General features: G+C 60.8%; 11 protein-coding genes and 1 pseudogene. 11 read left to right on the top strand and 1 reads right to left on the bottom strand.

The annotated features are described in order from the left end of the window. Positions 1–11 precede the first annotated feature (11 nt). Positions 12–2,657, bottom strand: coding sequence for a pyruvate dehydrogenase (acetyl-transferring), homodimeric type (aceE, locus tag AC3WRD_RS00990; RefSeq protein WP_096819872.1), 2,646 nt, complete (start codon positions 2,655–2,657; stop codon positions 12–14). A gap of 262 nt (positions 2,658–2,919) precedes the next feature. Here aceE and AC3WRD_RS00985 point away from each other — a divergent pair, with 262 nt between their 5' ends. The 11 genes and pseudogenes from AC3WRD_RS00985 to AC3WRD_RS00935 form a co-directional block, all read left to right on the top strand. Continuing rightward, the gene (locus AC3WRD_RS00985) at positions 2,920–3,045 is read left to right on the top strand and encodes a hypothetical protein (RefSeq protein WP_255261909.1); all 126 of its coding nucleotides are present in this window, start codon (positions 2,920–2,922) and stop codon (positions 3,043–3,045) included. After that, positions 3,042–5,981, top strand: a complete 2,940-nt coding sequence (gene glnE / locus AC3WRD_RS00980) for a bifunctional [glutamate--ammonia ligase]-adenylyl-L-tyrosine phosphorylase/[glutamate--ammonia-ligase] adenylyltransferase (RefSeq protein ID WP_102620166.1) — start codon at positions 3,042–3,044, stop codon at positions 5,979–5,981. The genes AC3WRD_RS00985 and glnE overlap by 4 nt, the downstream gene beginning before the upstream one ends. Before the next feature lie 51 nt (positions 5,982–6,032). Next, positions 6,033–7,067, top strand: coding sequence for a lipopolysaccharide heptosyltransferase II (gene waaF, locus AC3WRD_RS00975; RefSeq protein ID WP_039766536.1), 1,035 nt, complete (start codon positions 6,033–6,035; stop codon positions 7,065–7,067). A gap of 1 nt (position 7,068) precedes the next feature. Next, on the top strand, positions 7,069–8,130 hold the full coding sequence (gene waaC / locus AC3WRD_RS00970) for a lipopolysaccharide heptosyltransferase I (RefSeq protein WP_085711109.1): 1,062 nt from the start codon (positions 7,069–7,071) through the stop codon (positions 8,128–8,130). Then, positions 8,130–9,251 carry a glycosyltransferase family 4 protein gene (locus AC3WRD_RS00965; protein ID WP_102620165.1) on the top strand — a complete coding sequence of 374 codons (1,122 nt, stop codon included), beginning with the start codon at positions 8,130–8,132 and terminating at the stop codon, positions 9,249–9,251. Before waaC ends, AC3WRD_RS00965 begins: the two co-directional genes overlap by 1 nt. Then, positions 9,252–10,058: a lipopolysaccharide core heptose(I) kinase RfaP gene (gene rfaP, locus AC3WRD_RS00960; protein ID WP_096819869.1), complete on the top strand. Its 807-nt coding sequence runs from the start codon at positions 9,252–9,254 to the stop codon at positions 10,056–10,058. It abuts the gene before it with no gap. Next, positions 10,058–10,792: a lipopolysaccharide kinase InaA family protein gene (locus AC3WRD_RS00955; RefSeq protein WP_102620164.1), complete on the top strand. Its 735-nt coding sequence runs from the start codon at positions 10,058–10,060 to the stop codon at positions 10,790–10,792. Before rfaP ends, AC3WRD_RS00955 begins: the two co-directional genes overlap by 1 nt. Next, positions 10,789–11,541, top strand: a complete 753-nt coding sequence (locus AC3WRD_RS00950; RefSeq protein ID WP_102620163.1) for a lipopolysaccharide kinase InaA family protein — start codon at positions 10,789–10,791, stop codon at positions 11,539–11,541. Before AC3WRD_RS00955 ends, AC3WRD_RS00950 begins: the two co-directional genes overlap by 4 nt. Further along, complete coding sequence (locus AC3WRD_RS00945; RefSeq protein WP_102620162.1) at positions 11,541–12,992, top strand: lipopolysaccharide kinase InaA family protein; 1,452 nt, start codon at positions 11,541–11,543, stop codon at positions 12,990–12,992. The genes AC3WRD_RS00950 and AC3WRD_RS00945 overlap by 1 nt, the downstream gene beginning before the upstream one ends. Positions 12,993–13,151: 159 nt before the next feature. After that, positions 13,152–13,487: a YceK/YidQ family lipoprotein gene (locus AC3WRD_RS00940; protein WP_102620161.1), complete on the top strand. Its 336-nt coding sequence runs from the start codon at positions 13,152–13,154 to the stop codon at positions 13,485–13,487. A gap of 23 nt (positions 13,488–13,510) precedes the next feature. Next, positions 13,511–14,284, top strand: a pseudogene (locus tag AC3WRD_RS00935) (DUF3800 domain-containing protein); the annotation flags it as partial. Between the last annotated feature and the right edge of the window lie 133 nt (positions 14,285–14,417).

Raw genomic sequence — 14,417 nt, 5'->3', positions numbered from 1 at the left:
AGAGTTTCTCCTCAGCAGTCCAGTGGGTTGCGTTTTTCCGGGTCGATACCGAACTTGGTGATGGCCTCGGCCACGACTTTAGGTTCGATATCACCACGGTCAGCCAGTGCTTCCAGGGCTGCCAACACCACGAAATGACGGTCGACTTCGAAGAAATGACGCAGTTTCTTGCGGCTGTCGCTGCGGCCGAAACCGTCGGTGCCCAGGACTTTGAATTCCTTGGACGGTACCCACTGACGGATCTGCTCGGCGAACAGTTTCATGTAGTCGGTAGAGGCGATGACCGGACCCTTACGGCCGCTCAGGCACTCTTCGACGTAGCTGCGCTTAGGCTTCTGGCCTGGTTTCAGACGGTTGCTGCGCTCTACGGCCAGGCCGTCGCGACGCAGTTCGTTGAAGCTGGTGACGCTCCACACGTCGGCACCGACGTTGAACTCTTCACGCAGGATCTTCGCCGCTTCACGGACTTCACGCAGGATGGTGCCGGAGCCCATCAGCTGTACGTGGTGCGCCGCTTCGCGGGTGTCTTCTTCCAGCAGGTACATGCCTTTCTTGATGCCTTCTTCGGCACCGGCCGGCATGGCTGGCTGCTGGTAGGACTCGTTCATCACGGTGATGTAATAGAAGATGTCCTGTTGCTCTTCGGTCATCTTCTTCATGCCGTCCTGAATGATCACCGCCAGCTCGTAGCCGTAGGTCGGATCGTAGGTGCGGCAGTTCGGGATGGTGGCAGCCAGCAGGTGGCTGTGACCGTCTTCGTGCTGCAGGCCTTCACCGTTCAGGGTGGTACGGCCGGCGGTGCCGCCGATCAGGAAGCCACGGGTGCGGCTGTCGCCGGCAGCCCAGGCCAGATCGCCGATACGCTGGAAGCCGAACATCGAGTAGAAGATGTAGAACGGCAGCATTGGCTGGTTGTGGCTGGAGTACGAAGTGCCGGCCGCGATGAAGGAGCTCATGGCGCCCGCTTCGTTGATGCCTTCTTCAAGGATCTGACCTTTCTGGTCTTCCTTGTAGAACATCACCTGGTCTTTATCGACTGGCTCGTAGAGCTGGCCGACGGACGAGTAGATGCCCAGCTGACGGAACATGCCTTCCATACCGAAGGTACGGGCTTCGTCCGGGATGATCGGAACGATGCGCGGGCCGATTTCCTTGTCCTTGACCAGTTGCGCGAGGATCCGCACGAACGCCATGGTGGTGGAAATTTCACGGTCGCCGGAACCGTCGAGGATTGCCTTGAGGGTATCCAGATCCGGGGTCGGTACGCTGAAGCTCTGTGCGCGACGCTGAGGGACGAAACCGCCCAGTGCAGTGCGACGCTCGGCCAGGTAACGGGCTTCGGCGCTGTTTGGCTCCGGCTTGAAGAACGGCAGGTTTTCCAGCTCTTCGTCTTTCACCGGGATGTCGAAGCGGTCGCGGAACAGCTTCAGGCTGTCGACGTCGACTTTCTTGGTGTTGTGCGCGGTGTTTTTCGCTTCGCCCGCACCGGTGCCGTAACCCTTGATGGTCTTGGCCAGGATGACGGTCGGTTGTTCTTTGTGGTTGACCGCTTCGTGGTACGCCGCGTAGACCTTGTACGGGTCGTGGCCGCCACGGTTGAGTTTCCAGATCTCGTCGTCGGACAGGTCTGCAACCATCGCCTTGAGTTCAGGCGTGTTGAAGAAGTGTTCGCGAACGAACGCGCCGTCTTTGGCTTTGTAGTTCTGGTACTCGCCGTCGATGACTTCGTCCATGCGACGTTGCAGGATGCCGTCGACGTCCTTGGCCAGCAGTGGGTCCCAGAAACGGCCCCAGATGACTTTGGTCACGTTCCACTGAGCACCGCGGAACACGCCTTCGAGTTCCTGGATGATCTTGCCGTTGCCGCGAACCGGGCCGTCGAGGCGCTGCAGGTTGCAGTTGATGACGAAGATCAGGTTGTCCAGCTTCTCGCGGCCGGCCAGGGAGATCGCGCCCAGGGATTCCGGCTCGTCGCACTCGCCGTCGCCCAGGAAGCACCAGACTTTCTGTTTGCCCGGCTGGATGAAGCCGCGGTGTTCCAGGTACTTCATGAAGCGAGCCTGGTAGATCGCCTGGATCGGGCCCAGACCCATCGATACAGTCGGGAACTGCCAGAAGTCAGGCATCAGCCAAGGGTGCGGATAGGACGACAGGCCCTGACCGTCGACTTCCTGGCGGAAGTTGTTCATCTGGTCTTCGGTGATGCGGCCTTCCATGAACGCACGGGCGTAGACGCCTGGCGAGGTGTGGCCCTGGAAGTAGATCAGGTCGCCGCCGTGTTCGTCGGTCGGGGCCTGGAAGAAGTAGTTGAAGCCGATGTCGTACAGGGTCGCGCTGGAGGCGAAGCTGGAGATGTGACCGCCCAGGTCAGAATCTTTCAGGTTCGTACGCATTACCATGGCCATCGCGTTCCAGCGTACCAGCGAGCGAATGCGGCGTTCCATGAACAGGTCGCCAGGCATGCGTGCTTCGTGGGTAACGGGAATCGTGTTGCGGTAAGGCGTGGTGATGGCGTAAGGCAGTTGCGAGCCGCTGCGGGTCGCGAGTTCGCCCATACGGGTCATCAGATAGTGAGCACGGTCTTCGCCTTCTTTGTCGAGAACCGATTCCAGGGCGTCCAGCCATTCCTGGGTTTCGACGGGATCGAGGTCTTGCATGGCTTGCTCCAGGGCGGAAAGGCTTCCAGAATCGGTTGCCTGAGTTTGCGACTGGCCTTGTGGGCAGACGATTTAAAATTCTTGGATTGCCGACAGGTTGTTCCGGCGGCGTGTAGTTTTACTACAAATCATCCGGCATTTCAGCCTTTCGAATGTATAGACGAGTAGTAAAACTACAGATGAAAGGCTTGTGGCCTCCGACTGCGTTGTGAGAATAATCGTTAAGGTTGCTCTTTAGCCATCCGAAAAAGGTGAAAGTTTGATGCTGGCTGCCAAAGAAAAAGAAATTTCAGCTATTTCTCACTTTTGTTCGACAGTCCTTCGCGTAGCGGTTTTTCAATCATCACTACAAGCGGCCATTTACACGCCGATCAAGGATAGACCATGACCCTGCCCGCGCTTGCCGAACTGCCCGCCATTCTCCTGCCGTTGGTCAGCCGATCCGAGCAGTCGTTCCGTACGGCCGTCGCCGCACTTGAGGATGATCAAGGCTTCTCCACCTGGACCCCGGAGCGCTGGGCGCAGTTCGCCCGCGTCACCGCCGCCAGCGATTTCGTGATTGAACAGAGCGTTCGTGACCCTTTGATGTTGCTGTCGCTGGTGCAGTCCGGCGAGCTCGATCGGCCGTTCGCCCCCGGCGAGCTGTGCGGGCAGATTGCGACGGCGGTCAGCACCGCGCAGACCGAGGATGAACTGGGTCGCGTCCTGCGTCGTCAGCGCGCCCGGCATCAAGTGCGGATCATCTGGCGCGACCTGACTCGCCAGGCCGATCTGGTGCAAACCTGCCGCGACCTCTCGGACATGGCCGACGCCAGCATCGATCAGGCCTATCAATGGCTGTACAGCCGCCATTGCGAACAATTCGGCACACCGACCGGCCGGCGCAGCGGCGAACCGCAGCAAATGGTCATCCTCGGCATGGGCAAGCTCGGCGCGGTCGAGCTGAACCTGTCGTCGGACATCGACCTGATCTTCGCCTACCCCGAGGGCGGCGAAACCGTCGGCGTGAAGCGCGCGCTGGATAACCAGGAATTCTTCATTCGTCTCGGCCAGCGCCTGATCAAGGCCCTCGACCCGATGACCGTCGACGGCTTTGTGTTCCGCGTCGACATGCGCCTGCGCCCGTACGGCTCGTCCGGCGCGCTGGTGCTGAGCTTCAATGCGCTGGAGCAGTATTACCAGGATCAGGGCCGTGACTGGGAGCGCTACGCGATGATCAAGTCGCGGGTGGTGGCCGGCGATCAGGTGGCCGGGGCGCAGTTGCAGGAAATGCTGCGGCCGTTCGTTTACCGGCGCTATCTGGATTTCTCGGCGATCGAAGCGCTGCGCACCATGAAGCAACTGATCCAGCAGGAAGTCCGGCGCAAGGGCATGGCCGATAACATCAAGCTCGGCTCCGGTGGCATTCGTGAAGTCGAGTTCATCGCCCAGGCCTTTCAGTTGATTCATGGCGGTCGCGATCTGAGCCTGCAACAGCGGCCTCTATTAAAGGTGTTGAGCACGCTGGAAGGGCAGGGTTATCTGCCGCCGGCAGTGATCAGCGAATTGCGTGAAGGTTACGAATTCCTGCGCTACACCGAACACGCGATCCAGGCGATTGCCGATCGGCAGACCCAGATGCTGCCGGACAGCCCGCAGGATCAGGCGCGCATTGCGTTCATGCTCGGTTTCGCCGACTGGGACGCCTTCCATGAAAAGCTGATGTTCTGGCGTGGCCGGGTGGCCTGGCACTTTGCGCAAGTGATCGCTGACCCTGATGAAGAAGAGGGCGCCGATTGCGAAGTGGTGGTCGGCGGTGAATGGCTGCCACTGTGGGAAGAGGCGCAGGACGAAGAAGCCGCTTGCCGTCAGTTGGAAGAAGGCGGTTTCGCCGACGCCACCAAAGCCTTGAAAGCGCTGGCCGGTCTGCGCAGCAGTCCGCAGCTGCGGGCGATGCAGCGTCTGGGACGCGAACGCCTCGACGCCTTTATTCCACGTCTGCTCGCTCAGGCAGTGGAGCATGACAATCCGGATCTGGTGCTTGAACGGGTTCTGCCGCTGGTCGAAGCGGTGGCCCGGCGTTCGGCTTATTTAGTGTTGCTGACGGAAAACCCCGGCGCGCTGCGTCGCTTGCTGACCCTGTGCGCCGCGAGTCCGTGGATCGCCGAGCAGATCACCCGTTTCCCGCTGCTGCTCGATGAGTTGCTCAACGAAGGTCGCCTGTTCAAGCCGCCCTTGGCGCCGGAACTGGCCGCCGAATTGCGCGAGCGCCTGACCCGGATCCCCGAGGACGACCTCGAACAGCAGATGGAAGCCCTGCGCCATTTCAAACTGGCGCATCGCTTGCGCGTCGCCGCGTCGGAAATCGCCGGCAGCCTGCCGTTGATGAAAGTCAGCGATTACCTGACCTGGCTCGCGGAAGCGATTCTGGAACAAGTGCTGGCCCTGGCCTGGCGCCAGACCGTGGCCAAGTACGGCACGCCGCTGCGCACCGACGGCACGTTGTGCGATCCCGGCTTCATCATTGTCGGTTATGGGAAAGTCGGCGGGATCGAGTTGGGGCATGGTTCGGACCTGGATCTGGTGTTCATCCATGACGGCGATCCACAGGCAGAAACCGACGGGGCGAAGCCTATTGATGGTGCGCAGTTCTTTACCCGGCTCGGCCAGCGGATCATTCACTTGCTGACGGCCCAGACCAACTCCGGCCAGTTGTATGAAGTGGACATGCGTCTGCGGCCGTCCGGTGCGTCGGGGCTGTTGGTCAGTTCGCTGGGGGCATTTGCCCGCTATCAAGAAAATGAAGCCTGGACGTGGGAGCATCAGGCTCTGGTGCGGGCGCGGGTGCTGGTGGGCAGTCAGGATGTCGGCCAGGCGTTCGAGAAAGTACGGGCTCAGGTGCTGGGCAAGGCGCGGGATCTGGCGAAACTGCAACAGGAAGTGAGCGAGATGCGCGCCAAGATGCGCGATAACCTCGGCAGCAAGAGCACCGCCGCCGGTACCGCGGCGAATGCCTTCGACGCCACGGCGCCGTTCGACCTCAAGCAGGACGCCGGAGGTATCGTCGATATTGAATTTATGGTGCAATACGCGGCCCTGGCGTGGTCGCAGACCCACCCGCCGTTGCTGCGCTGGACGGACAATATCCGCATTCTGGAAGAGCTGGAACACGAGGGGCTGATGCCCGTCGAAGACGCCAGCCTGTTGCGCGAGGCCTATAAGGCCTATCGTTCCGCCGCGCACCGGCAGGCCTTGCAGAAGGATGCCGGGGTGATACCGGGCGATCAGTTCGCGGACGAACGGCGGCAGGTGATGCGGATCTGGCGCGAGCTGGGGCTAAGCTGATTCTCGAGACGGGGAGGCGTAAAGCCTCCCCGGTTCGTTTTTGGAAACCACATGAATATTCTGATCGTTGGGCCCAGTTGGGTCGGTGACATGGTGATGGCGCAGACACTGTTTCAGTGTCTCAAGCAACGCCACCCGCAGTGCGAAATCGACGTGCTGGCCCCCGAGTGGAGCCGGCCGATCCTTGAGCGCATGCCCGAAGTGCGCAAGGCCTTGAGCTTTCCGCTCGGCCACGGCGCGCTGGAGTTGGCGACCCGTCGGCGGATCGGCAAATCCCTGGCCGGCCAGTACGACCAGGCGATCCTGCTGCCGAACTCGCTGAAGTCGGCGCTGGTGCCGTTCTTCGCCGGCATCCCGAAGCGCACCGGCTGGCGCGGCGAATTCCGCTACGGCCTGCTCAATGACGTGCGCACACTGGATAAAGAACGTTATCCGCTGATGATCGAGCGCTTCATGGCGTTGGCCTACGAGCCGAACGCCGAGCTGCCGAAACCGTATCCGCGCCCGAGCCTGCAGATCGACCCGGTGACCCGCGAGGCGGCGCTGGCCAAGTTCGGTCTGACCCTCGATCGCCCGGTGCTGGTGTTGTGCCCCGGTGCCGAATTCGGCGAAGCCAAACGCTGGCCGTCCGAGCATTACGCCAAGGTCGCCGAGGCGCGCATCCGCGAAGGCTGGCAAGTCTGGCTGTTCGGCTCGAAGAACGATCACGCCGTGGGCGAAGACATCCGCGCACGGCTGATTCCGGGCCTGCGTGAAGAGTCCGTGAACCTTAGTGGCGGTACTTCGCTGGCCGAGGCCATCGACCTGATGTCCTGCGCTGACTCTGTGGTTTCCAACGATTCCGGTCTGATGCACGTTGCTGCAGCGCTGAACCGTCCGTTGGTGGCCGTCTATGGCTCGACTTCGCCGGGCTTCACCCCGCCGCTGGCCGAGCATGTGGAAATCGTCCGTCTGGGCCTCGATTGCAGCCCTTGCTTTGATCGCACTTGCCGTTTCGGCCATTACAACTGCCTGCGCCAGCTGATGCCGGACGCGGTCAACGATGCCTTGCAGCGTTTGCAGGGCTCTGTGGTCGAGGTCCATTAAGTTGCGGGTATTGCTGATCAAGACTTCTTCGCTGGGCGACGTGATTCATGCGTTGCCGGCGTTGACCGACGCCGCCCGGGCGATTCCCGGGATCAAATTCGACTGGGTGGTGGAAGAAGGCTTTGCCGAAATCCCGACCTGGCACCCGGCCGTGGGCAAGGTCATTCCCGTGGCGATTCGCCGCTGGCGCAAGAATCTCTGGAAAACCATCACCAGCGGCGAGTGGAAACGCTTCAAGCAATCCGTTCGGGCGAACAAATATGACCTGGTGATCGATGCTCAAGGCCTGCTGAAAAGCGCCTGGCTGACTCGCTACGTCAAAGCCCCGGTGGCCGGTCTCGACAAGGGCTCGGCCCGCGAGCCGATCGCTGCGCGCTTTTATGACCGCAAACTGGCGGTGGCCCGTGGGCAGCACGCCGTTGAGCGCGTGCGCCAGTTGTTTGCAATCGCCTTGGGTTATGACTTGCCCAAGGGGCTGGGCGATTACGGCCTCAACGTCGAGCGTCTGGTGGAACTGCCACGCAAGAATGCTTACGTGGTGTTTTTGCACGGCACCACCTGGGACACCAAACACTGGCCGGAAAGCTATTGGCGTGAGCTGACCGAGCGGGTCGGCTACCTCGGCGTCGGGATCAAGCTGCCGTGGGGCAACCCGCTGGAGAAGGCCCGGGCCGAGCGCATCGCTGCCGGTTTCAAACACGCCGAAGTGCTGCCGAAGCTGAACCTGGCCGGGGTCGGCAAGGTGCTGGCCGGTGCCCAGGCCTGCGTCGCGGTGGACACCGGTCTCGGCCATCTCGCTGCGGCACTGGACGTGCCGACGATTTCGCTGTTCGGCCCGACCAATCCGGGCCTGACCGGTGCCTACGGCAAGCTGCAGATTCACCTCGGCAGCGATTTCCCGTGCGCGCCGTGCCTGCAAAAGAAATGTACGTATCAACCGACCGCGCAGGATGCCCGTCAGTTTGACCTGAAACGCGAGTTGCCTTTGTGCTTCACGCGTCTGAATCCCGAGCGTGTCGCCAGCCGACTGAGCACGTTGTTGATGGCTGAGGAGCTGCGTTGATGCAATTGGCATTTGTCCTTTACAAGTATTTCCCGTTCGGTGGTTTGCAGCGCGACTTCATGCGCATCGCCCTCGAATGCCAGAAGCGTGGCCACAAGATTCGCGTCTACACCCTGATCTGGGAAGGCGACGTGCCGCCCGGTTTCGAAGTGCTGGTGGCGCCGGTCAAGGCGTTCTTCAACCATCGCCGCAACGAGAAACTCAGCGCGTGGATGGAAGCGGACCTGGCCAAGCGCCCGGTGGATCGCCTGATCGGCTTCAACAAGATGCCGGGGCTGGACGTCTACTACGCCGCCGACGGCTGCTTCGAGGACAAGGCGCAGAACCTGCGCAATTCGCTGTATCGCCGCTGGGGCCGCTATCGCCACTTCGCCGAGTACGAGCGCGCGGTGTTCGCCAAAGACGCGAAGACTGAAGTGTTGATGATCTCCGAAGTGCAGCAGCCGCTGTTCATCAAGCATTACGACACGCCGCTCGAGCGCTTCCACCTGCTGCCGCCGGGCATCGCCCAGGATCGTCGGCGTCCGGCGGATGCCGACGAAATTCGCGCCGGTTTCCGCGCCGAATTCAACCTCAAGGACGACGAACTGTTGCTGGTGCAGATCGGCTCCGGGTTCAAGACCAAGGGCGTCGATCGCAGCCTGAAGGCGCTGGCCGCATTGCCCGCCGAACTGAAGAAACGCACCCGGCTGTTTGTAATCGGCCAGGATGACCCCAAATTGTTCCAGATGCAGAGTGCAACATTGGGTCTGGGCGACAACGTGACGTTCCTCAAGGGGCGCAGCGATATCCCGCGTTTCCTGCTCGGCGCCGATCTGTTGATCCACCCGGCGTACAACGAGAACACCGGTACGGTATTGCTTGAAGCGCTGGTCGCCGGGTTGCCGGTGCTGGTCAGCGCGGTCTGCGGCTACGCCCATTACATTGCCGAGGCCGATGCCGGGCGCGTGCTGGACGAGCCGTTCGATCAGGCGCAACTGACGCAATACCTGACTGACATGTTGAACGACGACGCTGCACGGGCGGCCTGGAGCCGCAACGGTCTGGCTTTCGCCGAGACGGCCGACCTCTACAGCATGCCGCAGCACGCGGCCGATGTGATTCTGGCGGAGCACGCATAAATGAAGTTGATGCTGGCTGAACCGTTCAAGAGCCTCTGGGCCGGCCGCGATGCGTTCGCGGAAGTCGAGGGCTTGCAGGGCGAGGTGTACCGCGAGCTGGAAGCCCGCAGGACTTTGCGCACGGAAGTCGACGGCAACGGATTTTTCGTCAAGATCCACCGAGGCATTGGCTGGGGCGAGATTTTCAAGAACCTGCTGACTGCCAAGCTGCCGGTGCTTGGCGCGGGCCAGGAATGGAAGGCTATCCAGCGTCTGCAGGAAGTCGGTGTGCCGACCATGACCGCCGTCGCGTACGGTGAGAAGGGCAGCAACCCGGCGGACCAGCATTCGTTCATCGTCACCGAAGAACTGGCGCCGACCATCAGCCTCGAAGACTTCAGCATCGACTGGGTCAAGCAGCCGCCGCAGCCAAAGCTCAAGCGCGCGCTGATCGCTGAAGTTGCACGCATGACGGGGATGATGCACCGCGCGGGGGTCAACCACCGCGACTGCTACATCTGCCACTTCCTGCTGCACACCGACAAACCGGTCACCCCGGAAGATTTCAAACTCTCGGTGATCGACCTGCACCGGGCCCAGACTCGCCCGGCGATCACTCAGCGCTGGCGCAACAAGGATCTGGCGGCGCTGTATTTTTCCGCGCTGGACATCGGCCTGACCCGTCGCGACAAGCTGCGCTTTCTCAAGGGTTACTTCCAGCAACCGCTGCGCCAGATCCTGGCGGAAGAAGCACCGTTGCTGAGCTGGCTCGAAGGCAAGGCCAACAAACTCTACGAGCGCAAGTTGCGCTACGGGGATGCGCTCTGATGGCGGGTTGGAATCTTGAACCCGGGTACAGCGACCTCGCAGCGGATTTTGGCAGCCTTGAAGCGGTGTTCGCGCTTGAAGGCGAGCGTCTGACCCGCGACCCGCTGTCTGAAGTCATCCGCGTGCAGCGCAACGGTGTCAATTACTACGTCAAACGCTACGTCGGCGCCGGCAAGGGCTTGCGCCGTTACCTCGGCAAGCCGCGGGTGAAGATGGAGTGGCAGAACCTCAAGCGTTTCGCCAAGTGGGGCATTCCCACCGCCGAAGTGGTGGCCTGGGGCCTGGAGCGCAATGGCATGGCCTACGATCGCGGGGCGATGATCACCCGCGAACTGCCGCGTACCGAGGACCTCTCGGCGCTGGCCGAGCGCAACGATCCCAAGCTGAAGAATCACAGCTGGGTCGACGGCATCAGTCGGCAATTGGCCGTTTACACCCGGACAATGCACGACCATCGCTTCACCCATAACGATCTGAAGTGGCGCAACCTGCTGATCGACGATCAGGCGCGGCTGTTTCTGATCGACTGCCCGAACGGCGATTTCTGGCGCGGTTTCTGGCTCAAATACCGGATTACCAAGGACCTGGCCTGTCTCGACAAGGTTGCCAAATATCACCTGTCGAACACCCAGCGCCTGCGCTTCTACCTGCAATACCGCCAGCGTGACCGGCTCAATGCCGCCGACAAGAAACGGATTCGCCACGTGGTGAGATTTTTCGAGGGACGCGAATGACTGATTTTCTCGCCGCTGAAGACCGTGCGCTGCTGGAGCGCCACGGCCTCGGCACGTTCGACGCGTTGTGGGACAAGCAACTCGATGCTGTGGATGAACCGAACACCGACGGCGGCGGCTGGAGCAGTGTGTTCCGGCTCGAACTCGAAGGCCACGGTTATTACCTCAAGCGTCAGAGCAACTACCTGACCCGCACCCTGCACGCGCCGTTTGGCGAGCCGACGTTCGCCCGGGAGTTTCGCAACATCAGTCGTTACAACCAGCTCGGCATTCCGGCGCTGCAAGCGGCGTTTTTCGGCCAGCGCAAAGTCAACGGCGAAGTGCGCGCGATCCTGCTGACCCGAGCCCTCGACGGTTGGGATGATCTGGATTCGTTGCTGCAGCGCTGGTCTAGCCTGGAAGTCACGCAGCATTCGGCGATTCTCAAGGCCTGCGGCCAGCTGGCGCGGCGCCTGCACGGTGTACGTCAGGTGCACGGCTGCTTCTATCCCAAGCACATTTTTCTGCGTGCCGAGGGTACCGGGTATCAGGCGCAACTGATCGACCTGGAAAAGACCCGACCCCTGCTGTTCGGCCAGCGTGATCGGGTCAAGGATCTTGAGCCGCTGCTGCGTCGTGCGCCGGAGTGGAACGAAGCTCAACTGCGCGAGTTGCTGGCGGCCTATCTCGATCAGTCGGTCGACAGTTCACTGGTCGATAGCTGGGTCACGCGGCTGACCGCGCGGCGCAGTCGCAAGGAGACGCGCTGATGCAGTTGTCCGATCTGAAACACGCCGGACGTACGCCGAGCCTGCCGCTGACGGTTTCGTTGGCCGATGCGGCGGGTGCCGCCGATTTGCAGTTGCTCAGCCTGTTGCGGGTGTTGCCGGGGCAGCGCTATGTCGGTGCCGGCGTGTGGCGCGGGCGTCCGGTGTTGGCCAAATTGCTGGTTGGCAGCAAGGCTGCACGGCATTTTCAGCGTGAACTGGAAGGGGTGAAACTGCTTGCCGCCCAAGGCATGACTACGCCGCTGATGCTGGCCGATGGTCTGAAGGATGGCGAGGGTGGCTGGTTGTTGTTCGAGTTTCTCGAAGGCGCCGAAAGCCTCGGTGATGCCTGGAACAAGGTCGAGTCCTTGCCGGTGCTGGCCGACGAACAGTCGGCGGTGCTGGCCGAGGCCCTCGGCGCCATTGGCCAGTTGCACGGCAAAGGCCTGTGGCAGGAAGACCTGCACCTGGACAACCTGCTGCGCCACGGCGGTCAGTTGTACCTGATCGATGGCGCCGGCATTTGTGCGGAAAACGCTGGCCAGCCATTGTCCCGGCAGAAAGTGCTGGAAAACCTCGGGGTGTTTTTCGCCCAGTTGCCCAAGTCGCTCGAGCCGTTCACCGAAGAATTGCTGGTGTATTACCTGCTGAGCAACAGCGAACACGCGCTGCCGCTGGAAGCCTTGCAGAAGCAGATCGACAAGGTGCGCGCCTGGCGGTTGAAGGATTTCCTGATCAAAGTCGGTCGTGAATGCACGTTGTTCAGCGTGCGACGCGGAGCCTTTGGCCTGCGTTCGATCCGTCGCGAGGAAGAACCCGCGATGCTGCCGGTGCTGGAGCAGGCCGATGCCTTGCTCGATCAGGGGCACCTGTACAAGACCGGCGGCGCGGCCAGCGTCGGCAAGGTCGAAGTCGCCGGGCGTCCGCTGGTGATCAAACGTTACAACATCAAGAATTTTGCCCATTGGCTCAAGCGCTTCTGGCGCCCGAGCCGTGCCTGGCATTCGTGGCGCGAAGGCAATCGCCTGGCGTTTCTCGGCATTGCTACGCCCAAACCGCTGGCGGTGCTGGAAACACGCTTCTTCTGGTTGCGCAGCAAGGCGTACCTGATCACCGAGTACCTGGCCGGGCCGGACATCATCGAGTGTTTTGCACCGTACGTTGAAAGCGGCGAAGCGCCGGAAGCCGAGTTGCAGGCGCTGGATCAGTTGTTTGCGCGGTTGATTGCCGAGCGCATCAGTCACGGCGATTTCAAGGGCCACAACCTGTTCTGGCACGAGGACCGCTGGGCGCTGATCGATCTGGATTCGATGTGCCAGCACGGCTCGGCGGGCAGCTTTGCTCCGGCTTATGCCAAGGATCGTGCGCGGTTCATGCGCAACTGGCCTGAGAGCAGTGCGCTGTATCAGGTGATTGATCAGCGTTTGCCCAAGGATGCATCGGGCGCTGCGTGATTATTTTCGCCAGCGCGTAAGAGGTTTCTGCAGTTGAATTCGGGTAAGGCATGTGGCGACAAATCCTTGTGACTTGTCCTACGGCCTTCCCGGAACCCATGAACTGCCCCGCATAAAGCCCCGATGCTAGTTTGCCCCGACGTTCCCGGAGGGCAAACCTTGACCATCAAAACGGCTATCACCATTGGCGCATTTTCCCTGGCGCTATCCGGCTGCGGCACCGCCGTCACAGTGTTGCAGGACGACGAGGACGCCACGCGCGGCCTGCGCAAACAGAAAACCTACTGCCAGTCCATTCCGCGCATCTACAGCGGCCTCGCCCACGACTTCTGCCTGCTGCACGCGCCGCCCGACCCCACCGGCATTCTGGTGCCGGTTGTCCTGCTCGACCTGACCCTGTCCGGCGTCTTCGACACGGCTTGCCTGCCTTATACGATCTATCGTCAGGCGGTGGACGGGAATATCAGTGTTTATTGGCGGCCGAGCCGTGGGTAAATACTTTGCCCTCGACCAGTAAGTACAGCAATTTCATCGTTTATGTCGATGAGAGTGGTGATCATGGGATGCAAACACTGGATCGCAACTATCCAGTCTTTGTGCTCGCGTTTTGTGCCTTTCATAAGAGGCATTACTGCGAGAAGGTCATTCCGGCACTGCAGAATTTCAAGTTCACCCATATGGGGCACGATCTGATTGGTCTGCATGAACTCGAAATTCGTAAAGAAAAAGGAGCGTTTTCTGGCCTCTTCATGTCCAGAGAGCACAAGAATGCTTTTCTTGAGGAACTGACTTGCATCATTGAAGCTAGCAACTTCGTTCTGATCAGTTGCGTGGTAGACAAGGCCTCTCTTCGTGAGAAACAAGGCACAGGGCATAATCCGTATCACCTCGCTCTCGGCTTTTGTCTGGAAACGCTCTATGAATTTTTGCAGGAGAAGAATCAACAAGGGGCACTGACGCATGTGATTTTCGAGCGCCGAGGAAAGCGAGAGGATAACGAGCTTGAGTTGGAGTTTCGCAGGATGTGTGGTGGGGCGAATCGATGGGGTATTCAACTGCCGTTTGACATCGTTTTTGCAACCAAGCAGGTGAACTCCACCGGCTTGCAGCTAGCCGATCTTGTTGCGAGGCCCATTGGCATGAGCTTTTTGAGGGCGGGTCAGGGAAACCGTGCTTTTGACGTGCTCAAGCGCAAATTCTATTGCAGCGGAGGGCGGAGCAAAGTTGGAGAGGGTTTCGAGAATTGGGGTTTGAAGCTTTTCCCATCCCCAGAAAGCGAAAAGCCCCGATGATCTCACCGAGGCATTAGCGCCGACCGGGATCTCCCAGTCCATTTGCGCTGGAGTCTATGTCGATGCTACTCGAGTGTCAACGCACTGGCCGGCCAGTTCCGCTAGAGGTTTGTCGGCGCTTTTAAGCTATAAT

It is taken from the genome of Pseudomonas sp. FW215-R2 (assembly GCF_058789255.1).
Note: the sequence above shows the minus strand (reverse complement) of the source record. Positions and strands in the feature narration are given on the sequence as shown.